Annotated in this window: 23 protein-coding genes, 2 pseudogenes and 1 riboswitch; of the genes and pseudogenes, 15 read left to right on the top strand and 10 right to left on the bottom strand. The window is 61.5% G+C overall.

The features are described from left to right. Window positions 1-2: 2 nt before the first annotated feature. Window positions 3-1,017: pseudogene (locus tag AC1DWA_RS31280) on the top strand (acetyl-CoA C-acyltransferase). Between the two features lie 72 nt (window positions 1,018-1,089). Here the strand turns inward: AC1DWA_RS31280 and AC1DWA_RS31275 are convergent. Continuing rightward, window positions 1,090-1,305 (bottom strand): BldC family transcriptional regulator, encoded by a 216-nt coding sequence (locus AC1DWA_RS31275; protein WP_021333209.1) that lies wholly within the window; start codon window positions 1,303-1,305, stop codon window positions 1,090-1,092. A gap of 111 nt (window positions 1,306-1,416) precedes the next feature. Between AC1DWA_RS31275 and AC1DWA_RS31270 the strand changes: the two genes are divergently transcribed. Then, the gene (locus tag AC1DWA_RS31270; protein WP_019747226.1) at window positions 1,417-1,824 is read left to right on the top strand and encodes a RidA family protein; all 408 of its coding nucleotides are present in this window, start codon (window positions 1,417-1,419) and stop codon (window positions 1,822-1,824) included. Between the two features lie 22 nt (window positions 1,825-1,846). On the opposite strand, the gene AC1DWA_RS31265 is transcribed toward AC1DWA_RS31270, so the two are convergent. Then, the gene (locus AC1DWA_RS31265; RefSeq protein WP_007734706.1) at window positions 1,847-2,116 is read right to left on the bottom strand and encodes a DUF4235 domain-containing protein; all 270 of its coding nucleotides are present in this window, start codon (window positions 2,114-2,116) and stop codon (window positions 1,847-1,849) included. Window positions 2,117-2,303: 187 nt separating this feature from the next. Here AC1DWA_RS31265 and AC1DWA_RS31260 point away from each other — a divergent pair, with 187 nt between their 5' ends. After that, window positions 2,304-2,519: a hypothetical protein gene (locus AC1DWA_RS31260; protein WP_019747225.1), complete on the top strand. Its 216-nt coding sequence runs from the start codon at window positions 2,304-2,306 to the stop codon at window positions 2,517-2,519. A gap of 7 nt (window positions 2,520-2,526) precedes the next feature. Here the strand turns inward: AC1DWA_RS31260 and AC1DWA_RS31255 are convergent, their stop codons facing one another. The 4 genes from AC1DWA_RS31255 to AC1DWA_RS31240 all read right to left on the bottom strand — a co-directional run bounded on the left by AC1DWA_RS31255 (window position 2,527) and on the right by AC1DWA_RS31240 (window position 5,083). After that, the gene (locus AC1DWA_RS31255) at window positions 2,527-3,684 is read right to left on the bottom strand and encodes an AI-2E family transporter (RefSeq protein ID WP_029254636.1); all 1,158 of its coding nucleotides are present in this window, start codon (window positions 3,682-3,684) and stop codon (window positions 2,527-2,529) included. 64 nt (window positions 3,685-3,748) lie between these two features. After that, complete coding sequence (locus AC1DWA_RS31250; protein ID WP_019747223.1) at window positions 3,749-4,225, bottom strand: hypothetical protein; 477 nt, start codon at window positions 4,223-4,225, stop codon at window positions 3,749-3,751. A 136-nt stretch (window positions 4,226-4,361) separates the two neighbouring features. Beyond that, window positions 4,362-4,517: a DUF6131 family protein gene (locus AC1DWA_RS31245; protein WP_003945564.1), complete on the bottom strand. Its 156-nt coding sequence runs from the start codon at window positions 4,515-4,517 to the stop codon at window positions 4,362-4,364. Window positions 4,518-4,681: 164 nt separating this feature from the next. Beyond that, complete coding sequence (locus AC1DWA_RS31240; protein WP_030537621.1) at window positions 4,682-5,083, bottom strand: nuclear transport factor 2 family protein; 402 nt, start codon at window positions 5,081-5,083, stop codon at window positions 4,682-4,684. Window positions 5,084-5,182: 99 nt separating this feature from the next. Between AC1DWA_RS31240 and AC1DWA_RS31235 the strand changes: the two genes are divergently transcribed. Continuing rightward, entirely contained in the window at window positions 5,183-6,523 is a 1,341-nt protein-coding gene (locus AC1DWA_RS31235) for a DUF1254 domain-containing protein (protein WP_030537620.1), read from the top strand. Between the two features lie 52 nt (window positions 6,524-6,575). Here AC1DWA_RS31235 and AC1DWA_RS31230 read toward each other — a convergent pair whose 3' ends face one another. Then, on the bottom strand, window positions 6,576-7,367 hold the full coding sequence (locus AC1DWA_RS31230; RefSeq protein WP_477848154.1) for an SDR family NAD(P)-dependent oxidoreductase: 792 nt from the start codon (window positions 7,365-7,367) through the stop codon (window positions 6,576-6,578). A gap of 166 nt (window positions 7,368-7,533) precedes the next feature. After that, window positions 7,534-7,692: a hypothetical protein gene (locus AC1DWA_RS31225; RefSeq protein ID WP_477917472.1), complete on the bottom strand. Its 159-nt coding sequence runs from the start codon at window positions 7,690-7,692 to the stop codon at window positions 7,534-7,536. 157 nt (window positions 7,693-7,849) lie between these two features. Here AC1DWA_RS31225 and AC1DWA_RS31220 point away from each other — a divergent pair, with 157 nt between their 5' ends. From AC1DWA_RS31220 to AC1DWA_RS31200, 5 genes are all read left to right on the top strand, one after another. Next, the gene (locus tag AC1DWA_RS31220; RefSeq protein ID WP_019747219.1) at window positions 7,850-8,707 is read left to right on the top strand and encodes a siderophore-interacting protein; all 858 of its coding nucleotides are present in this window, start codon (window positions 7,850-7,852) and stop codon (window positions 8,705-8,707) included. Between the two features lie 40 nt (window positions 8,708-8,747). Then, window positions 8,748-8,928, top strand: a riboswitch (cobalamin riboswitch). A 58-nt stretch (window positions 8,929-8,986) separates the two neighbouring features. Further along, the gene (locus AC1DWA_RS31215; RefSeq protein ID WP_021343124.1) at window positions 8,987-10,000 is read left to right on the top strand and encodes an ABC transporter substrate-binding protein; all 1,014 of its coding nucleotides are present in this window, start codon (window positions 8,987-8,989) and stop codon (window positions 9,998-10,000) included. Next, the gene (locus AC1DWA_RS31210) at window positions 10,001-10,753 is read left to right on the top strand and encodes a class I SAM-dependent methyltransferase (protein ID WP_084326952.1); all 753 of its coding nucleotides are present in this window, start codon (window positions 10,001-10,003) and stop codon (window positions 10,751-10,753) included. Beyond that, window positions 10,750-11,790, top strand: a complete 1,041-nt coding sequence (locus tag AC1DWA_RS31205) for a FecCD family ABC transporter permease (RefSeq protein ID WP_477848150.1) — start codon at window positions 10,750-10,752, stop codon at window positions 11,788-11,790. Before AC1DWA_RS31210 ends, AC1DWA_RS31205 begins: the two co-directional genes overlap by 4 nt. Beyond that, window positions 11,787-12,560: an ABC transporter ATP-binding protein gene (locus tag AC1DWA_RS31200; protein ID WP_477848148.1), complete on the top strand. Its 774-nt coding sequence runs from the start codon at window positions 11,787-11,789 to the stop codon at window positions 12,558-12,560. The genes AC1DWA_RS31205 and AC1DWA_RS31200 overlap by 4 nt, the downstream gene beginning before the upstream one ends. Window positions 12,561-12,575: 15 nt before the next feature. On the opposite strand, the gene AC1DWA_RS31195 is transcribed toward AC1DWA_RS31200, so the two are convergent. Next, complete coding sequence (locus AC1DWA_RS31195; RefSeq protein WP_141487691.1) at window positions 12,576-14,936, bottom strand: arylsulfatase; 2,361 nt, start codon at window positions 14,934-14,936, stop codon at window positions 12,576-12,578. A gap of 177 nt (window positions 14,937-15,113) precedes the next feature. On the opposite strand from AC1DWA_RS31195, the gene AC1DWA_RS31190 reads away from it, so the two are divergent. Genes AC1DWA_RS31190 through AC1DWA_RS31180 form a run of 3 tightly spaced genes read left to right on the top strand, consistent with a single transcriptional unit; the run spans window position 15,114 to window position 17,439 of the window. Beyond that, window positions 15,114-16,091, top strand: a complete 978-nt coding sequence (locus AC1DWA_RS31190; protein ID WP_060938365.1) for an HAD family hydrolase — start codon at window positions 15,114-15,116, stop codon at window positions 16,089-16,091. A 12-nt stretch (window positions 16,092-16,103) separates the two neighbouring features. After that, window positions 16,104-16,970 carry a hypothetical protein gene (locus AC1DWA_RS31185; protein WP_172932357.1) on the top strand — a complete coding sequence of 289 codons (867 nt, stop codon included), beginning with the start codon at window positions 16,104-16,106 and terminating at the stop codon, window positions 16,968-16,970. 55 nt (window positions 16,971-17,025) lie between these two features. Then, on the top strand, window positions 17,026-17,439 hold the full coding sequence (locus AC1DWA_RS31180; protein WP_019747211.1) for a PPOX class F420-dependent oxidoreductase: 414 nt from the start codon (window positions 17,026-17,028) through the stop codon (window positions 17,437-17,439). A gap of 18 nt (window positions 17,440-17,457) precedes the next feature. On the opposite strand, the gene AC1DWA_RS31175 is transcribed toward AC1DWA_RS31180, so the two are convergent. Continuing rightward, window positions 17,458-18,834 (bottom strand): WS/DGAT/MGAT family O-acyltransferase, encoded by a 1,377-nt coding sequence (locus tag AC1DWA_RS31175; protein ID WP_269577962.1) that lies wholly within the window; start codon window positions 18,832-18,834, stop codon window positions 17,458-17,460. A 369-nt stretch (window positions 18,835-19,203) separates the two neighbouring features. On the opposite strand from AC1DWA_RS31175, the gene AC1DWA_RS31170 reads away from it, so the two are divergent. From AC1DWA_RS31170 to AC1DWA_RS31160, 3 genes and pseudogenes are all read left to right on the top strand, one after another. Further along, window positions 19,204-20,076: a hypothetical protein gene (locus AC1DWA_RS31170; RefSeq protein WP_019747208.1), complete on the top strand. Its 873-nt coding sequence runs from the start codon at window positions 19,204-19,206 to the stop codon at window positions 20,074-20,076. 70 nt (window positions 20,077-20,146) lie between these two features. After that, window positions 20,147-20,935, top strand: coding sequence for a hypothetical protein (locus AC1DWA_RS31165; protein ID WP_477848143.1), 789 nt, complete (start codon window positions 20,147-20,149; stop codon window positions 20,933-20,935). Between the two features lie 49 nt (window positions 20,936-20,984). After that, window positions 20,985-21,205: pseudogene (locus tag AC1DWA_RS31160) on the top strand (hypothetical protein); the annotation flags it as partial.

Genomic DNA, 21,205 nt, shown 5'->3' with positions numbered 1-21,205 from the left:
CTGTGATTGTTGCGGGAGCTCGTACCCCGATGGGTCGACTCCTCGGATCGTTGAAAGACCTCTCCGGGTCCGACCTCGGCGGCATCGCCATCAAAGGCGCCCTCGACAAGTCCGGAGTCGCCCCCGAACAAGTCGACTACGTCATCATGGGACAGGTCCTCACCGCCGGCGCCGGCCAGATGCCCGCCCGCCAAGCCGCCGTCGCCGCCGGCATCCCCATGAACGTCCCCGCCCTGAGCATCAACAAAGTGTGCCTCTCCGGCATCGACGCCATCGCCCTCGCCGACCAACTCATCCGCGCCGGCGAATTCGACATCGTCGTCGCCGGCGGGCAGGAATCGATGTCCCGCGCACCCCACATGCTCGAAAAAAGCCGCGAAGGCTTCAAATACGGCGACGTCACCCTCCGCGACCACATGGCCTACGACGGCCTCCACGACATCTTCACCGACCAGGCCATGGGCCTGCTCACCGAACAAGTCAACCAACAAGAAACCGCCCACATCACCCGCGCCGAGCAGGACGCCTTCGCCGCCGCCTCACACCAGAACGCGGCCCGCGCCTGGAAAGACGGCTACTTCGACAACGAAGTAGTCCCCGTCTCCATCCCSCAACGCAARGGCGAGCCCATCGTCTTCGCRCAGGACGAAGGCATCCGCGCCGACACCACCACCGAATCCCTCGGCAAACTGCGTCCCGCGTTCAGCAAGGACGGCACCATCACCGCCGGCTCCGCCTCCCCGATCTCCGACGGCGCCGCCGCCGTGATCGTGATGAGCAAAACCAAAGCCGAAGAACTCGGCCTGACCTGGATCGCGGAAATCGGCGCCCACGGCGTCGTCGCCGGACCCGACTCCACCCTCCGCCGTCGGACACCCCCTCGGCATGTCCGGCGCCCGCATCGCCCTGCACCTCGCCCTCGAACTGCAACGCCGCGGCGGCGGCATCGGCGCAGCCGCACTCTGCGGCGGCGGCGGACAAGGCGACGCACTCATCATCCGCGTCCCCAAGGCGTAATTACTTCATCCTGACCAGACAGGTCGCCGAGCCCTCATCGTGCTCGGCGACCTGTCTGTTTCATGTCGGAGGCTAGTTCGGATCAAGCGTCGTCAAACGGTTACGCAACAACTTCTCGATCTCCGAACGTCGGTATCTCCGATGTCCGCCAAGCGTTCTCAGAGTGCCGACCTTGCCCTCCCTCGCCCACCTGGACACCGTGGTCCTGTCGACATGGAACAGTGCGGCAACCTGTTTGGTTGTCAGCCATTCGTCGACAGATGCTGCGTGCTCTTCTTCTCGGCTCATTGACAGTGATTCGTAGCCGTAGCGTGGATGGATGGGTCCGACAATGAATTGGCAACCCCTGGCGCGCTGTGAAAGACTCGCTGCAAAACTTTACTATTCCTTGGGGAAAATATGTCGAAGTCGGTAACTCTGATCCGTTCCACATCACTCTCATCGGTCGCTGAATACGCCTATGCAGCAACGGCTCCCGCCGAGGCTCGACTGATCTTCCTGGCCGGATCCTGCCCGTTGAACGAGGACGGCTCCACTGCCGCCATCGGCGACTACGCAGGACAGGCAGCCAAGGCCGTCGACAACCTGAGAACAGCTCTCTCGGACGCGGGCGCGTCCATCACCGACGTGATCAACACCCGCGTCCTGGTGGCGTCGAGCAATCAAGCCGACCTCGTTGCTGCGTGGGAGGTAGTCCGCGACGCGTTCGGTGATCACGACGCCCCAAGCACTCTGATGGGTGTGACCGTTCTCGGTTACGACGATCAACTGGTCGAGATCGAGGCAATCGCGGCCGTCGTCGACTGAACTCGAACCGAACCGGGCGTTCCTACCGGGGATCTTCGTGAGCAAGGGCCTGGTAGCCCTTTGCCCCCGCACGATCCACAGCTGCTCGCACAACAGCGAAGATGGCTCCCTGCAGGGCGGCGGCGATCAGGACTTCCTTACTCGACCTGCTCAAATCTTTTGGCTCGGGCGCATTCTTGTCGTCACCGATGCGCTTCCACACCTGTTGGAAGACGGCGCCGGCCAGAATGCCGCCGAGGACGCTCGTCGCCAGTGAGAGTGGCTTGTACATCGCTTTCGATACTGCGCTCATTGCGCGGATCCTCCATGGTTCGATTCGTACCGCCTGAGCGGGCTGACCGACTCTCACTACCCCGCAGGCGAACTGTCGAAACATTGCACCGGCGCGGCGCGAAGTTGACTGTCGCACGTTATGTTCCACGGTTTGCCATTTCGCGGGCCGGGTAGGATCGTCTTAGCGAAAGAAGGTTGTGTAAGTCATGGAAAACTACAGAATCGAACTACCGGACGGTACTACGGTGATGGAAGATTTCGTCTCGGATCGCGCCGCCATCGCATACGCGGTCGATCTGAATCACGGGTGTAGCGAGAAAGTATCGGTATTCCGTATCACCGACGAAGGGGAAACCATCCCGACTCGGATGTGCCCCAAGCCGAATCCTGGTTCGCGGCGTCGCGCGCGAAGCGTCCGATAGAAACCGGTCAAGAAGCGTCGAGGCGGGGGAAGAGCGTTTCTCTTGCGAGCAACAGCAAGGCCGCAGCGACCGGAATCGCCAGCAACGCACCGACAATACCGAGCAACGCTCCGCCCAACAGGACCGCGACTACAGTCACCAACGCCGGGACCGCTACCGTCTTCCCGATGATCTTCGGAACGAGCAGGTAGTCCTCGAGCAGACGTAACGCGATGAAGAATGCAACTGTCGCCAATGCCGTTGGGACAGAGACTGTCAGGGAGACCAGAGCGACGATAACCCCTGCGATCGTGGAACCGACTATCGGGATCAGATCGAGCAGAGCGACCAGCAGCGCCAGGATCAACGGGTACGGCACGTCGAAGATCAACAACCACGCGAAGGTGCACACTGCGGTGATCACGGAGATCAGAACATTGCCGAGGACGTACCCACCCACACCTGCCAGTATCTGATCACCGATGGCGATGGCTCGGGGCCGCCGCGAATGTGGCACCAGCCGATACAGATTCGTGCGGATTCGTGGATAGTCGATCAAGAAGTACGTCGTCAGAACAGCAACGATTCCGGCGTCGGCGACTGCGCTGAACACCGCCCGCCCCGCACCGAGCAAACCCGTCGCGAGCGCAGAACCCGAACCATCCAGTTGTGTGGTGAGGTGCTGCTCGAGGTGATACTTCTCGTCGAGGTCGTTGACGATCGGGTACCGGTCACGAATGTGTGTCAGGAGTTCGGGAGCGTGCGATGCAAACTGACGTCCCTGCTCGACCAGCGGGGTGATCGCAGCAACGAGAAACAGCGCCAACATCACTGCAATTCCGAGGAGTACCACGGTGACTGCGATCCAGCGCCGGAAATGTCTCCGCTCCAGCCAGACGATCATCGGTTCGATGCCCACCGCGAGAAACAGCGCGACCACGATCAGGATCAGCATGCCTCGCGCCGCAAGCAGCACTTCGATCACCGCATAAGTCACGGCAACTCCGGCCGCGGCGCTCAGACCGATGAAGAACGGTGACCGACGGTCGAATCTCGGTCCGGGCTCACCCAGCGGCCGGACAGGCGTCGCCAATGCTGCGGCTTCGCGTTCCGCTTCCGCCATCGGATCTACGGCTTGGACTTCACTTTCGGAGTCCGGTGAACGGTCTGCGGAACTGGGATCCATTCAAGCCACCTCACGATCCGCGCGACTTCCCGGCATGGGAGTGAGTACCCGTGCCGTAGTCGGATCAACCTCGAGGCCTCTCCGCTCCGCTTCGGGTCAGTGCGAGCCCGGTTCCCACAACTCCGATGATCGACACTGCGATGGCGATACTGGGCCAGCCGTCGCTCTGCCAGTAGACGTCGTCGAGAGTGATCAGCAACGCGGCCTCGTCGACGATGAGCCCGAGTGCAATACCCAACGCGATGCCCATCCATGTTCGTGCGCGAGGGCTTCGGTCTACGAGTCCGAAGATCGCCACCCCGGCCAACAGGAGAATTCCCCACAGGTAATGGTGAAGGTGCGTCCCACCGGCACTGATGTCGCCGACGTCCCTGGTGTCGATCTGGATCAACCAGGTCACCAGACGTGCTCCACCGAACGTCAGTGTGAAGGCCACCCACGCCAACACCAAACCGCGGCGTGACTCGTCAACTTGATTCCATCTGCGAGGAAACCTGAATCTCTCCACAGGTTTCTCTTCCGCATGATCTCGAGAAAGCATCCTCCATGTTTACCCGACGCAGCTCAGAGCGATACTTTCGGGTAGAGACACCGAAAATCAATTGGATAACGAAAAAGCGGTACTCGATCTCCGAAGAGATCAGGTACCGCCTTCTCAGCTACTCGCGCAGTATCGATCAATACCAGACTTTTCGTCCGCCCACTGCACGCCCGGTAGCACCGAGGATGGACAAAACTGCACCTACGACGACCAAAATGATGCCGACGGTGGTCAGAATGCTCAACCCCGTGAAAAAGCCGATCAACGCCAGAATAATGCCGAGAACAATCATGTGAGAACCTCATCCGGTATGCGTATAGAAATGATCTACTCAACTGACGCTACTACAATAACTTCACAATCAAGAAATCCGATAATCGACATCATCAATACGAAACTCGTATTACTACCCAATAATGTCGGCGTTAAAACATTGGCCTTTCTTTTTCTTATCCCTCACGGTTCGATGCCTTCGATCTTGGCCTCGACGGCCGGCGTGATGTGGCTCAACACGCAGCGCCAACGACCGTCTCGCCGGGCGAACACGTCGGTGGTCCACTCCTCGGCGTCGTACTGCCTTCCGTCGTAGTGCGCAGTATTGGTGATCCGTGTGGTGAACAGTGCAACGTCACCGAAGAAGCGCACGCGAGCGTTCCCGACACGGTCCATCGCCGAATGAGTCAGGTCGCCAGAGGCCACGAAACGCAGAAACTCCGCCTTGGTGGATACCCCGGATTCCGAGACGATCACCCAGTCGTCGGCCATGAAGTCGCCGATCCGTTCGGCGTCGTTCGAGCACATCGCGACGTTCCACTCGTCTGCAGTTGCAGTCAGCACCGCTGTTTCCTGATCCGACATGGCCTCTCCCTCTACCGTCGTCACCCTCGGCGGGTGATGCCTCGACGGCAGGGTTCCCGCAAGGTGGACGTCGAACCGACGAACTACGAGAGGGCAGAGATGACAGACACCAGTCGCACCGAGCTTGCAGCTCAGGCGTACATCTACGGATTTCCCCTCGTTTTCAATCTCGACCAGGTCCATCGGTACGTTCACGACGGTGTCGGAGCGAACCCCGCCGCACCTTTCAACACCTTCAGTCACGCCCGCACACTCGCCGGCCCGGCAGATACTTTTGTCACGATCAACAACGACACCGTGTATTCCATGGCGCAGATCGACCTTTCTGTCGGCCCCGTTGCGCTGCACGTCCCCGATACCGATGGCCGTTACTACGTCCTCCAGTTCGTCGACGCCTGGACAAACAATTTCGCTTACGTCGGGCACCGTGCCACCGGCACCAAGAGCGGAGACTTCCTTCTCGTCCCACCCACCTGGACCGGAACCCCGACCGCCCAGACCACAGTGATCAGATTTCCCACGACCGTTGCATCGATCGTCGGTCGGTGGGCGTGCGGCGGCGACGACGACCTCCCCGCCGTGCACGCCTTGCAGGACGCCACCACCCTGACCGTCGTCGACTCCGCCGGGGCTCCGGCCGGTCTACCGGTCCCCGACTCCGAGGTCAGCCAGGACCTCCTCTTCCTCGAGAAACTCCGCATCTGGTCGCAGGCCTTTCCGCCGGCCCCGCGCGATCGAGAACTCCAGGATTCGTTCTCACCGATCGGAGTCACCGAGCACGGGGCCTCTCCCTATGTATCGCTGTCTGCCGACGACGCTGCGGCGCTCGCAGACGGGTTGACCGCCGGAGAGAAGAATCTGCACGAAGCACTCACGCACGGCTCCAGCCCCGAGGCCAACGGTTGGAAGCTGACTTTCCACGCCTTCGACTACAACCTCGACTACTTCGAGGTCGGTGCAATCGACGATCCACAATTCAAGATCGCCGATCCCAGGTTGCGAATCATCGAACGAGCGGCGGCGGCCAAGGGCGGGCTGTGGGGCAACCACCCCTACGAAGCGGCGTACATCATGACCTACGTCGACGATCAGGGAACGCAATTGAACGGAAACCGCACCTACACGATCAGACTCGACCCCACTCCGCCGGTGAGCGCCTTCTGGTCGCTGACGATGTACTCGGTGCCGGACTTCTTCCTCGTGGCGAACCCTATCGACCGATACTCGATCGGCGACCGCACTCCCGGCATCGTCCACGACGCCGACGGTGCGTTGACGATCACAATCAGTCACGAGGAGCCGAAAGATGCCACGGCGAAGGCGAACTGGCTCCCCTGCCCGCGCGGAGACTTCCGACCGGTCCTGAGAATGTACGAACCTTCGCCCGCCGTACTCGATCAGTCCTACGTCGTCCCCGCTATCACTTGCTCGCGAGAATGACGGCTCACGTCTGACGGCCTGCCCCAGGCCAGGCCGTCAGACGGACACAGAATCAGGCGTGCGTGCCGCCGTCGACACGGATCTCCGTGCCGGTGATGAAGGCACCATCGTCGGATGCCAGCATCGCGATAACTCCCGCAACACTTTCCGGCCCGGCCATGGGAGCACCACCGGACTCCAGATCAGTGCTCAGAATTGGCGACAGCTTGCCGAAGAGCGACCAGTCGGTGTCTTCCGACAGGTACGACGCCGTGGTGTCGGTGATCCCGCTCTTCACACTGCCCGGAGCTACCGCGACGGCGCGCAGACCCTGCTTGCCGTATTCGAGAGCCAGTGCGTGAGTAAAAGACTGGATTCCTCCCTTACTCGCCGCATATGCGGCCATGTACGGGTGGGCGAAGGCTGCGGAGGTGGAGCTGAAATTCACCACCACTGAGTTGCCGGTCGCCAGGAGAGCTGGCAGTGCCTGACGAGTAACGAGGAAGGTGCCGGTCAAGTTCACGGAGATCACCTGATTCCACAAGTCCAGTGAGGTCTCGTGGGTGTGCCCGCCTCGCAATATCCCGGCGGCGTTGACCAGTATGTCCAATCCGCCGAGGTTCGAAATCGCCTGACCCACAACCGTGATGACGGAACTCTCGTCACCGATATCGACGACGACGGTGTCGAGACGACCCTCCGTCGAGGCATGTTCAGCCGACCTCCGGGTGTCTGCCAGACCCTTCTCGGAGATGTCGGCAGCGACCACGCGGCCACCTTCGGCGAGCAACCGCAGCGCGGTGGCCTGCCCGATTCCCGATCCTGCGCCGGTGACGAGAATACGACGACCTTCGAAACGATTCATTGCTGTGTACCTTTCACGAAAACGAGTTGGCTGGTAATCCAGGCTCGGCGGCGCCGACACTCACAACTCACCCGCGAGAAACTTCAGGTACGGGAAATACGCAGCACTGCAACAGGTGTGGCACTGCGAAATCTCGGCGAGGCAAAGCTCGCCGAAGTGGCGAATGTCAGACGGATCCGGCCGGTGCGGCCAAGGCTCTTTCGATCCAGACAAGACCAGAGGGGCGGCGGTCGATCGCCTTACGCCCCCGGCGGAATGTCGCTACGCCGAATCGGGCCGTGCGCAGTGCACGGCCGGAAGCGAGAGTACAGCGGCGTATGGACATCACAGGCACCGTAGCAGCGCGAGTACAAGTCGCTCAAACGCGTTGTCCGCGACGCAGGTTTGATTCAGGTAATCAGATGTCACTTCTGGACAACTTTGCGGACTTAGGCAGCACTAACCTGATGGCATCTCGAAAACCCGATCCAGGAGCACAGTCGATGACACATGCAGACGCCACGAGCACAACAACTCCCCGGGCGAGCGTCCTACGAACCGCTGACCACAATCGCGGACTCAACGACGTTCTCGCCGTCGTCGAAGCAATGGAGCGACCGAGCGACCACCTGCTGCGGATCACGGCTCGTTTGACGGAGTCGACCGACGATCCGACCTGGTCACGCCCGAACGTCACCGTACGAATGAATCTCGGGCCCAATTTCGACGACGCTTCGCGTGTGTACACGGTGCGTTCCTACGATTCCGCCACCGGATCGATCGTCATCGACGTGGTCCTGCACGGACAGACCAGCCCGATGATGAGGTGGGCAGCGGCGTTGACCATCGGTGACACCTTCGGTCTCACCGGTCCGCGACCACACTTCTTGGTCCCCGACGTTCCCGGTCGACGGATCGCACTTTTTCTGGACGGCACCGCAATACCTGCGCTGTACTCGATCATCGAGCAGCTACCTACCGACGTGGTCGGAATCGGCTGGGTCACAACAGATGACGAGGTCGCTTTCGCCGAACTGCCCGCCCTCCCCGGCCTGGAGCTTCACCGCGTGAGCGCAGATCTCGCCGAGCCCGACGGCCCACTGGCGGTACGAGCACGCGAGCTCGCCGATCCCGCGAGCTACGTCGTGTGGGGAGCCGGTGAACGCAACGAGATGCGCGCAATCCGTAAGCACTTTCGGTCGACCGTCGGACTCGACAAAGACGACGTCGCGATATTCGGTTACTGGAAGCGCGGCATCAGCAACACCGAAATCGACCTCCGTCGGCGCGAGAACTACGAGCGAATCCTCGCCGGCGGTGGAACCCTGACCGACATCGACGACCTGGCCATCGAGATCTGATCGCGTACACCGGCCGACCTGACCGGCCGTGCACTGCGGTGATAAGTTCCTCTGTGCCAGCGGACCTCCACACAGGGGGTCAGGGAATCCGGTGTGAATCCGGAACTGACGCGCAGCGGTGAGGGTGACCGCCCGGGCTTACGCCACTGGATGAAAATCTGGGAAGGCGCTCGGGTGGGGCGATCTCGAGTCCGAATACCGGCTGGCAGCAGGGGTCAACAGGCGCCTGTTCACACGGTAACGGGCTCCGCGAACGAGCCCCTGCGAGAACGAGATTCCATGCGTCTGTCCAGACTTCGCCTACCCGCCGCTGCCGTCGCGGCCTTGTTGAGCGCGTCGTTGGTTGCCTGCTCCTCCGACGACAGTGCTGCCCGACAATCCAACTCTTCCGAACAATCGCGCGTGACAGTCCAGAACTGTGGCCGAGACGTCACGGTGGAGCGACCGATCGAACGGGCGATCGCGGTAAATCAGCCTGCGGCCGAAATGCTGTTCGCACTGGGAGTGCAGGACCGGATGGCCGGCTACGCCATGAGCGACGACGACGTACTCCCCGAATTACGTGAGGCACGCGGTCAGGTTCAAGCTTTCGACACCGAGTTCCCGTCCTTCGAGAGTGTCCTCGAACGCGAACCGGACATGGTCTACACGACCTTCAATTACACGTTCACCTCGGAAGGCATCGCCGACCGGACCAAGTTCACCGACCTCGGGGTCGCGACGTACCAGTCGCCCAGCGAGTGCACCGGTCAGGATGCCGAGCAGAGCAAGGCCCTCACACTCGACGACTTGTACGCCGAAATCGGCGACGTGGCAACACTGTTCGACGTCAAGGACAAAGGTGTCGAGCTGACCGAGAGTTTGAAGGATCGCGCGGCCACCGCCACGGCGTCGCTGGGAGCCGAAAACGTGACGCTGGCGTGGTGGTACGCAGCCACGAAGACTCCGTACTTCGCCGGGTGCTGCGGTGCACCGGGAATCATGACCGACGCGGTGGGCGCGAAGAACGCCTTCGACGACAACAAACAGTACTGGCCCGAAATCGGTTGGGAGAGTGTGCTCGATCGAGACCCGACCGTGCTGGTGCTCGCAGATCTCGACCGCGGCGGAGACGGCGACAGTGCCGCAGACAAGATCGCGTTCCTCGAATCGGACCCGGTCGCCAGCAAGCTCACCGCAGTGAAGAACAAGCGTTACATCATCCTCGAGGGAACGACGATGGATCCCTCGATCCGCAATGTCGGTGGCATCGAACAGCTCTCCGACGGGCTGCGCCAGTTGGGTGTGGTCTAGATGTCCGCGGAGATCAGTGAACTGGTGCGTCAGTGGGACGACCAGCAGGCGGCATACATCGCCGACCGTGAAAAGCGATTCGACGCGATTCTCGACGTTCTCGAATTGCAGTACGCGCACACCCCGTTCACGGTTGTCGACCTGGCCTGCGGACCGGGCTCACTGAGCGCCCGGATCCTCGAGAAGTTCAAGCACGCGAGCGTTGTGGGGATCGATTACGACCCGATGCTGCTGGAAGTCGCCCGTCAGTCGTCGACTCGTTTCGGTGACCGACTGCAGCTGGTCGACGCAGACCTGCTGAGCACCGATTGGCCGACTTCGGTGACTGCACCGGTGCAGGCGATAGTGTCGACAACTGCGCTGCACTGGTTACAACCGCAACAGCTCGTCGAGGTGTACCGGCAGTGCCGCGAACTGCTGAGCCCTGACGGAGTCCTGCTCAACGGTGATCACTTCCGCTTCGACAGCCGCTCCCCCGTCATCGGTCGATGGGCGAAGGCTCACGACGAGCAGACGCAACGCTCCGCCTTTGCTTCCGGCGCTCCCGAGTGGGACAGCTGGTGGGAGGAGTTGCGGGCAACTCCCGGCATCGGACCACTGACCGACGAGCGTGAGCGCAGATTCGCCGGACGCGACGCTACCGCGCCCACTGCCGTCGACTTCCAGTTGGCGGCGCTCGCGCAAGCAGGTTTTCGAGAGTCGGGAACGGTCTGGCAACTGTTCGACGACTACGTGGTCTACGGCGTGAGATGACGACAAGAGTTCGCCTGCGTGACAACCCGACGACCGTCACCCTGCTGTGGGTGATCGGTGTTGTCACGCTGGCCGGGTCGGCCGCCGTGGCGATCACGTTGGGGCCGGCCGGTCTGTCGGTCGGTGAGGTGGCCTCGATCGTCGTCGGCCATCTCGGCGGTACCGCGGCGGACGTCACCCCTATCCGCGACGGCATCGTGTGGGATCTTCGTCTGCCACGTACTCTGCTCGCCGCGCTCTGCGGTGCGGGCCTCGGGCTGTGCGGGGCGATCATGCAGTCTCTGCTTCGCAATCCACTGGCTGATCCATTTGTCCTCGGTATCTCGTCCGGCGCCTCGACCGGTGCCGTACTGATCGTGATCCTCGGAGTCGGGTCGGGGGTGATCGGCTTGTCGAGCGGCGCTTTCATCGGCGCGATGATCTCCTTCGCCCTTGTGTTGCTGCTCGCCCATGCGGCCGGCGGCACGCCGGATCGGGTGATCCTGGCCGGAGTCGCCGCGACCCAACTGTTCTCGGCGCTCACCTCGTTCATCGTGATCACCTCGGCCGATCCCGAGCAGACTCGCGGCGTGATGTTCTGGCTCCTGGGCTCACTCGGCGGCGCCGACTGGCTCGACGTCGCGCTCTGCGCTGCGGTGGTCGCCGTCGGCCTCGTGGTCTGTCTGACTCACTCCCGCGCACTCGACGCCTTTGCCTTCGGCGAGGACGCGGCGTCGTCGCTGGGGGTGAACGTGTGGCGAGTGCGCGTGACCCTGTTGTTGGCAACAGCTTTGATGACGGCGGTGATCGTGAGCGTCGCAGGCGCCATTGGCTTTGTGGGCCTCGTCCTCCCGCATGCGGCACGGGCTCTCGTCGGTCCGAGCCATCGGCGACTGCTGCCCGCGTCCGCACTGATCGGCTCGATCTTCCTGGTCTGGGTCGACGCTGTGGCACGTACAGCCATTGCGCCGCAGGAACTCCCGGCCGGTGTGGTAACCGCGTTGGTCGGCGTGCCTGCGTTTGCCGTCATCCTCTGGAGACGAAAGGCCAGGCCATGACACTCGAAGCGGCCGGCGTCAGCTGGCGGGTCGGCGGGGCGCTCATAGTCGACGCCCTCGACGTGTCCCCCACCGTCGGAAGTACGGTGGGGCTTCTCGGCCCCAACGGTTCGGGAAAATCGACACTGCTGAAACTGCTTGCCGGGCAGAACCGTCCGACAATCGGGGAGGTGACTCTGGACCGAACTCCGTTGCCTGACTGGAAACGCCGAGATGTCGCGCGTCGGATTGCCACCGTCGATCAGCACAGCAACACGGAGATCGACCTGACGGTAGCCGAGGTCGTCGAATTGGGACGCACCCCGCACCGCGGATTGTGGGGCGGGCATTCAGGTTCCGACCGCGACGCCGTCCGCGCGGCGATCGAACACACCAACCTCTCCGGGATGCTCGACCGGTCGTGGCACACCCTGTCCGGCGGGGAGCGCCAACGCGTGCAGATCGCGCGCGCCCTCGCTCAGGAACCTCACGAGTTGCTGCTCGACGAACCGACCAATCACCTGGACATCAACCATCAACTCGAATTGCTCGCGCTCGTGCGTCGCCTGCCCACCACCACGATCATGGCATTGCACGATCTGAATCTGGCCGCCATGTTCTGCGATTCGATAGTGATGCTGAACCGTGGCTCCATCGTTGCCCGCGGAAGCCCGACCGAGGTCCTCACCGCCGACCTGATAGCCGAGGTCTACCAGGTCGATGCCGAAGTCCGCCTGGACGGTCCCGGCGGAGTACCCACCGTGAGATACCTTCCACCCAGCTCGGATTAGACGCACGCAGATCTGTCATTCACGCGAGAGCATCGCCACTGCTTCGCGTTCGAGGTCGACGTACGGTTCCCCACTGACGTCGATCGCCACCCGGCTGAGCGTTCCACCGGTAAACGCCCATGGTGAGGTACCCGGGTAGTCGTCGGTCACAGGCTCCCCGCTGTCACGGCCAGCATTGAGCCCTTCGCCGCCGCCGATGCTGAACTTGCCTGGCTGAGTGCGGATTCTGCCCTCACCGACTTTACGATCGCCGTAGTAGAGGCCGAGCACCCCGTGCGCAGTGCCCGGCGGATCCTCACCTTCCTTGTCGAAAGTTGCTGCCAAGATTACATTTTCGCCGATGGGAAGGTCTTCGGTGGCATCGATCTTCTGCTGTTCACTGCCGAGGAAGTTGTACACGTAATGCAGTCGGTTGTCCTTGACGTACAGCGAATGACCACCGAACCTGCCACCATGAGAGAAGAGCACGCCGGCCGCACCCGGTTCGGCCAAGTCGACAACTGCCCCGATCGAGTATGAACGATTACGAAGGTTGACAGCGACGGCTTCCGGTACCTCGGCTCCCCCTGGACGGTAGACGTACCGGTTGCGCGGCGGAGCCAGCTGGGGGCGAGGTGTGGTGAGGAGTTCGACACCTGACCGATCATCCAGTGGCAGAGCTTGATTGGCGCCGGCCTCGTGGAACCACAACCCCACGAGCTCGGCGAGCCTGCCGGGTTCTTCGCCGGAAAGGTTCCGGAGCTCGGCTCGGTCCACCTCCGTGTGGTAGAGCTCCCAGGTGTCTTCCGAGAAATGACCCCACCCGCTCAGAGTCGGGTGCGTGGTGACGGCCTTCCACCCGTCATGCCAAATCCCTCGTCCTCCGAGCATCGAATAGAACTGGGTGTGCTTGGCGGTGGGGATGTTGCCGGCGTCGAAGCTGTACCGCATGCTCACGCCTTGGATCGGGTGCTGGGTGTATCCCTTCACCGTGTCGGGCAAGTCGACACCGACGCAGTCGAGCAGAGTCGGGACGACGTCGATGGCATGGTGGTACTGATCTCGAATCTCGCCTCGGGCGTCGATGCCCTCCGGCCACGAGATGATGCAGGGGTCGCAGGTTCCGCCGTTGAACGAGTACCGCTTCCACATCTTGAAGGGCGTGTTGAACGCCATCGCCCACCCGTTGGGATAGTGGTTGTACGTCTCGGTGCTGCCCAACTCGTCCAGCTTTGCCAGGTTCTCGGCGAGGTCGTCGGGTACCCCGTTCGCGATTTTGTTCTCGTTGACTGATCCGTCGGGTCCGCCCTCACCGCTGGCACCGTTGTCGGAAACCACCACGATGATCGTGTTGTCCAGCTGCTCGATTTCTTCGAGGTATTCGAGCAAGCGTCCGATCTGATCGTCGCAGTGCGAGAGGAAGCCCGCGTACACCTCCGCCATCCGTGAGAACAGTCGTTGCTCGTCAGCGGACAGGGTGTCCCAGGGGCGGGTGAAATCCAGCGGCGGGAACGGTTCGCCGTCAGGTCCGGTGCGGGTGTCAGGAGTGCCTATCGGGTTGAGTGAGGGCAGAGTCGTGTCGTTCGGGACAAGTCCCATGTCCTTCTGCCTCGCCAGAATCTCATCCCGCATGGCTTCGTACCCTGCGTCGAACCTGCCCGCGTAGCGATCGGCCCATTCGCGGGGCGCGTGATGTGGAGCGTGTGCGCACCCGGGTGCGTAGTAGAGAAATACAGGCCGGTCCGGAGCTATCGACTTCACGTCGCCGATGTATTCGAGCGCTCTGTCGGTGATGTCGACGCTGAAGTGATACCCCTCTTCCGGCGTCGACGGCTGTTCGACGGGGTGGTTGTCGTGGACGAGGTCGGGATACCACTGATTGGTCTCGGCACCGAGAAAGCCGTAGAACCGCTCGAATCCGCGACCGACCGGCCAATTCCGTTTCGTGGAAGCAAGATTCATCTCGTCTTCGGCGCAGAGGTGCCATTTGCCGACCATCGCGGTACTGAACCCCTGCTCGACCAGAACCTCGGCGAGCGTGGCACATTCGGGAGGGATGTGACCGTTCCCGCCGGGAAACCCGACCGCGCACTCACTGATGCAAGCCATTCCGTTGGTCGTGTGGTTCCGGCCGGTGAGCAGACACGATCGCGTCGGTGAGCACAGCGCTGTGGTGTGCCACTGCCCGTACCGCAATCCGTTGCCCGCGATGCGGTCGATGTTCGGCGTCTCGATCGGTCCCCCGTAGCAACCCAAGGCGCCGAATCCGACGTCGTCGAGAACGATGTAGAGAATGTTCGGCGTGCCGGCGGCAGCCTTCGGCTGCTCGTACGGGCTCCAGTCGGGAATCGAATCGCGAATATCGAGGTTGACGACGCCTTTGAATGCGTTGGCCATGACCTGGCTCCTTGTAGGTGATCTGAATGCCAGCCTCTACGGCTGCATGGTCAATCGCATACCCCGATTGTGCTCACCGAAGCGCTGTCGCCCGAAATGGGCGATGCCATCTTCGGCAGGAGGTCCGAGTATGAAAGTGCCGGGTCTGTCATCGCCTCACTGGAAGCCAGGGACCACATGAGCAGTCAATTCGTTGAAGCCTCCACCTCCGATAACTCTGACCCGCTTCCGAGCTGGCAGGACGGCACGCCGAAACAGGCCATCAGGCAATTCGTCGAACGCGCGACGACTGAGGGAAGTCCGGACGAAATCGCACCGGAAGACCGGATCGCAGTCTTCGACAACGACGGAACCCTGTGGTGTGAGAAGCCGATGCCGATCCAACTCGACTTCATCTTGCGCCGCCTCGTCGAGATGACCAACCAGGATCCGACTCTTCGCAACCGTCAACCGTGGCAGGCGGCGTTCGAACAGGACTACGTCTGGTTGAACGATGTGATCTCGAAGCACTATCGCGGCGACGACAGCGCACTGAAGGTGCTCGCGGCCGGTGTCCTGGCGGCATTCGCCGAAGTCACAGTCGACGAATTCGAAACCCACGCCGATACCTACCTGCGCACTGCTTCGCATCCCACTCTCGATCGCAAGTATTTGCACTGCAGCTATTCGCCCATGGTGGAGTTGCTCGATTACCTTGCTGCCAAAGGCTTCTCCAACTACATAGTCTCTGGCGGCGGACGTGATTTCATGCGGCCGATCAGTCAGGAGGTCTACGGCATCCCCCGAGATCGCGTCATCGGCAGCGGCGTGGCATTGACGTGGAAGGACGACGGCCACAGCGGCACGATCCTTCGTCAGCCCCAAACCGATGTCGTCGACGACGGGCCGGCCAAGCCCGTACAGATATGGAACCGAATCGGCCGACGACCTGTCATCGCGGCCGGAAACAGCAACGGTGACCTACCGATGTTGCAGTTCGCCGAACACCCGAACATTCCGGCACTTCGACTTCTGGTGCTCCATGACGATCTGGAACGCGAGTTCGACTACGTGGACGGAGCCGAGCACGCACTCAACGTCTCGCGCGCAAACGGGTGGACAGTGGTGAGCATCAAAAACGACTGGAAGGCAGTCTTCGAACCACTCGCCGAATGACAGTATGGACGTGTGACCCTCGATGATGTCGCCGACGAACTCTACGGCCTCGACCCCGGCGAGTTCGTCGAGGCGCGTACAAAGCATGTGAAGGCTGCCCGGGAGGACAACGACCGCACACTGGCCGCGGAGATCGGAAAACTTCGGAAGCCAACCACCGTGGGATGGTTGGTCAATCTCATTTCGCGCAATCTATCCGAAGATCTGGATGCACTTCTCGCGCTTGGCGAATCGCTACGCGACGCCCAACGCCATCTCTCAGGTCAGGACTTGCGACGGCTGACGACACAGAGGCAGCAGGTGGTGCGAAGTCTCGCCCACAAATCCGGTGAGATCGCGGCTTCGCGTGGAAAGAATGCCGGCGAGGATGCGTTACGTGATGTCGCGCAGACCCTCAATGCCGCCCTGTCCGACGAGGAGACTGCCGCGCAGGTCCGACTCGGACGAGTTGTTACCGCTGCCAGTTACAGCGGTTTCGGGCCGGCGGGACTTGCTGTAGTGGAGGAGGATTCCGTACAAGATGCCCCTGCGATCCACACCGAAGACAGCGCTCCGGCCAAATCCACTGCTCCGGATCGCAAGGCCGAACAAGCCAAGGCGAAAGCAGAATTGACGGAAGCCAGGGCAGACCTCGAGAAAATCCGACGACGGGTCAAGGCCGAGACCGCCCAGTTCGAGGATGCCAGGTCAAAGCTGTCCGACCTCGACCGCCGCATCGAAGAACTCCGCGCCGATCTCGAACACGCAGAACAGGAACGACAGTTCGCCAAGAACACCGAGAAGGCTGCCGGTGTCGCGGTTCGAGAGTCCGAGGATGAGCTTCGCGAGGCCGAGCGCCGGGTCGACGAAGCAGAAGAGGGCCTTGACGAGACGGAATGAGTTGCACGTTCGGAGATCTTGACCTCTACAGCAGTTCAGGTTCTAGCGTGATTTCATGACATTCACCCGAATCGAACTCGACTACCTGGCCACACAGACTCTCGGACGCCTCGCGACGGTTCAACGGAATGGAACGCTGCAAGTCAGTCCGGTCGGATTCCACTACAACCCGGATACAGCCACGATCGACATCAGCGGTTACAACATGACGGGCAGCCGTAAGTTTCACAACGTCGCGGAGAACGGGCGGGTCGCGTTTGTCGTGGACGACATCGCATCTGTAGATCCATGGCGGGTCAGGTGTGTCGAAATCCGTGGACGGGCAGAGGCTTTGGATGTTACGGGTGCTGGTGCGCATGGTCTCGACGCACCGATCATCCGTATCCACCCCGAACGCATCATCAGCTTCGGCCTCGACGACAAAGAACTGGACGTCCACCAGTTGGTCGTGAACGGACGTGACGTCTGAATGCCCAAATCGAATTGATCAGCCTGCGGCGGCTTCTAGTTCACTCAGTGATTCCTCGAGGTGGCCCAGGAGCCGCTGCAGGTGCGGAACATTGCGGCGGCAACCGACGAGACCGAACTGCATGGTGTCCGCATAGCCGATGACGGTGATGTTCATTGCCTGCCCGTCCAACGGAATCGATGCCGGATAGCAGCTCTCGAGCTTCGCGCCGTTCCAGTATCGCGTCGTCGTCGGGCCGGGCACGTTGGAAATCACCAGATTGAAGACTGGGCGCCCAGTGATCAGTCGGGATGAACCAGGGATCAGCGGCAACCCGAGGCCCGCGACGTTCAATGCACTGAGCGCCGTGATCTGAAGGGGCGTCAGGCCCGACATCAGGGACTTGGCGCTACTCATCGAGTCGTGAACTCTCTGAAGTCTGGCCGCCGGATCCGCCAATTCGGTTGCCAGATCACACAACACCGCACCTACGGCATTGCCGGAAGCCTCACCCTCAGTGCCTTTACGAAGTGATACCGGCACCATCGCGATCAACGGTTTGTCCGGCAACTCGTCCAGTTCGATCAGGTATCGCCGTAGCGCGCCCGCGCACATAGCCAACACCGCATCGTTGAGCGTCACGTCTGCAACGCAACTGACCTTGCGCAGGCGCTCGATCGGCCACGACTGCGCGGCGACACGCCTCGCGCCGGTGATCGGGACGTTGAAGATCGATTTCGGGGCAGCAAACGGCAACGGTGCGACGTGGTCCTTCACTGCCGAGGCAGCGGCGTTCACTATCGCAGGGCCCACCCCGACCACATCTTGCACGGTCTCGATCACGGAGCCCACCCGCCTCTGCAGGTCCAGCCCGCGACTGGCTCGAACCCGCCCCGAAGAAGGTCGCTGCGCCCACGGAGGCAACGATTCTCGATCGAGCGGGTCCGACGAGAGGCTGCGGTACCACGCCTGAACAGCAGACACACCATCCATGAGTGCATGGTGCGTCTTCATGTACACGGCAACTCGGCCGTCGGCGAGACCTTCGATCACATACGCCTCCCACAGCGGCCGATGCCGATCGAGCAGCGTGCCGTGGAGCATGGAGGTCAGCTCGAGCAATTCGCGGACTCGTCCCGGCTTGGGCAGCGCGAGCAACCGGACGTGATACTCGAGATCGACATCCGTGTCTTCCGTCCAACGCACCGGCGCGAAGTTCGACAAGAACTGCACCGGCTTGCGGCGGAAGAGGGGGCGAATCGAGTCGACGTCGGTGAGCGAACGGTAGAGCGACCTGGCGAATTCGCCGTCATCTCCTTCCGGCGGAACGAAAAGCGACAGTCCACCGACGTGCATGGGATGCTCTCGTGACTCCATCAGCAGGAACATCGAGTCGAGCGGCAGCATCAGCGTCATGGCGATCCGTTCTCTCGGGCAGCTGCCCGGAGTACCGATCAGCCGCTGTTCGACAAAGTTACTCGCCCTGACTTCCCTCATTGGCGACTCCGACAAAACATTGCCCCCTCGATTTCGACAGGAGTCCGATATTCCCGTCGACGAACGCCTTTTCGGGTCGTAGCACCTCACAGAGATTCGTGGGTGAATGACGAGACACAGAGCACTGCAACAAATTTCAATCCTCACAGCCACAAGTAGTAGCGAAGGCGATCGCAGTAATACTTTTGTCGGAATTGTTTCAAATTGTCTGTACATCCAAGTCACACGTGACTACCGTCACTCATCATCACAATCCCGACTGGTCGGTTGTAACCAAAGGAGAAATACATGTCCCGACGTTCGACGTCGCGTGGGCTTTTCGGCGCACTCGCCACCGCAACTGTGTTCGCCACCGTCACAGCGGTGGGAAGCCTGTCAGCAAGCATTGCAGGAGCCGCCCCGGCAGCGGAGATCCCCTTCGGCGGTTGGGATTCATGTCCGATCGACAATCCCGAGACCAGCACCTGTATGGACGTCACGGTTACCGGCGGAAACATGAAGATCGGCAAGCTTTCCGTCGGCATTCCCGCCGGGGCGATGCGCATCGCAGGCGGAGTTGCATACCGGGAGAATCCAGAGGCTGAATTCGGATTCGACCAAGTCTTCATCCCACCGAACGACAACAGTCGGGGGATCTACGCCGAACCTATCGACATCCCCGGGGGCGCACTCGGAATCGACCTACCATTCAACAATCTCTTCGGACTGAACAAGGCCTCGGCCACCGTCGAGTCGACGTCTGCACTCCCCACCGTGGATGCATTTCAGCTTGGCGTGAAGCTACCCGTCAAATTGAAGATCGCGAACCCTCTCCTCGGCGGCAAATGCTACCTGGGCTCGGACAGCAACCCCGTTCAACTCAACTTGGATGTGACCGAATACGGCGTCCTCGAAGAGGTTCCAGGTTTCCCGGATACTGCCGTCGTTCGAAACACCGGGCACACCGGACAGCCCTTCGCCGTCCCGACAGCTTCCGGATGTGGCCCGTTCGGCGTTCTGAATCCAATCGTCAACTGGCGCGCCGGGCTTCCCTCGTCCACCACGTCCAACTCCCTCGCCACGACGAGTGACGTCTACAACATCGGTGCCGACAGCCTCAGGCCACAGCCGGCCGGCTCACCCGAACCCGCTGCCGTCATTGCCGAACGTAGCGCCAACTAGCAATCCAACCCACTGCCACAGAACCGTCATCGACGACAGATTGCCACCTCGAAACGGAGTTCACTTGTCCATGCACACAATACGATTCAGAGCCACGCTCGCCGTCGTCGCAGCGGGAGTCCTCACTCTCGGGGCGGCGTCAACCGCGACGGCGGCCCCGCTGCCCAATGCGCCGTTCGGGGGCTGGGGAAAGTGCCCGATAGCAAATCCGGAGACAAGCACCTGTGTCGACGTCGTCGTCAAAGGCGGCGAAATGAACATCAACGGGCTCAAAGTACCGATTCCTTCCGGCTCGTTGAATATCGCCGGCGGTGTCGCCTATCGCGAGAACCCCGACGCAGAATTCGGGTTCGACCAGATCTTCATTCCTCCCACTGACGGCACCAAAGGCGTCTATTCCAGCCCCATCGAGGTACCAGGAGGAATCTTCGGGCTCGGTATACCGTTCCCCGGCGGCTTGACCACCATCAAGTCAACAGTCGAACCGGTCGCGTTGCCGACAGTCGACGCATTCCAACTCGGTGTCACACTTCCGGCAAGATTGAAGATCTCCAACCCCTTGCTGGGCGGCAACTGCTATCTGGGTTCTGCGAGCAACCCGATCATGTTCAAACTCGGAGTGTCCGAAAATGGTGTCCTGGAGGAAGTTCCAGGATTTCCGGATACCGCCGCCGTCAGAAACGTGACGCACGCCGACCAGACGTTCGCGGTACCGGGCGCATCTGGATGCGGACTGTTCGGCGCATTGAATTGGGCAGTCAATCTTCGCGCCAACGTTCCGTCTTCGAGTGGTCACAACTCGTTGACCACCACAAGCGATGTGTTCAACATCGGCGCCGACAGCCTGCGGACGCAGTAGAGCAAGCACCGGCGACTCACGAAGTATCACCGACAACAAGGAGATATCGATGTCCCATGCAGTTCGCCGCACCACCTTCGTCACAGCTGCCGCAGTAGCCGCGATCGCGGTCGCAGCCGGCACCGCTTCGGCTTCGACCGTCGTCACTCCCGCGGGACAAGCCGTGACTGCCTCGAGCAGCAATCTCAGTATCAAGACTGGCACGATCACGCTTACCTGCTCCAGCACGACGGGATCCGGAACCATCCCAGCGGCGCCGGGTAACTCCAC

Source organism: Rhodococcus sp. P4_F3_2 (assembly GCF_056401335.1).
The sequence above is the reverse complement of the archived record's forward strand: the minus strand, read 5'-3'. Positions and strand labels throughout refer to the sequence as shown.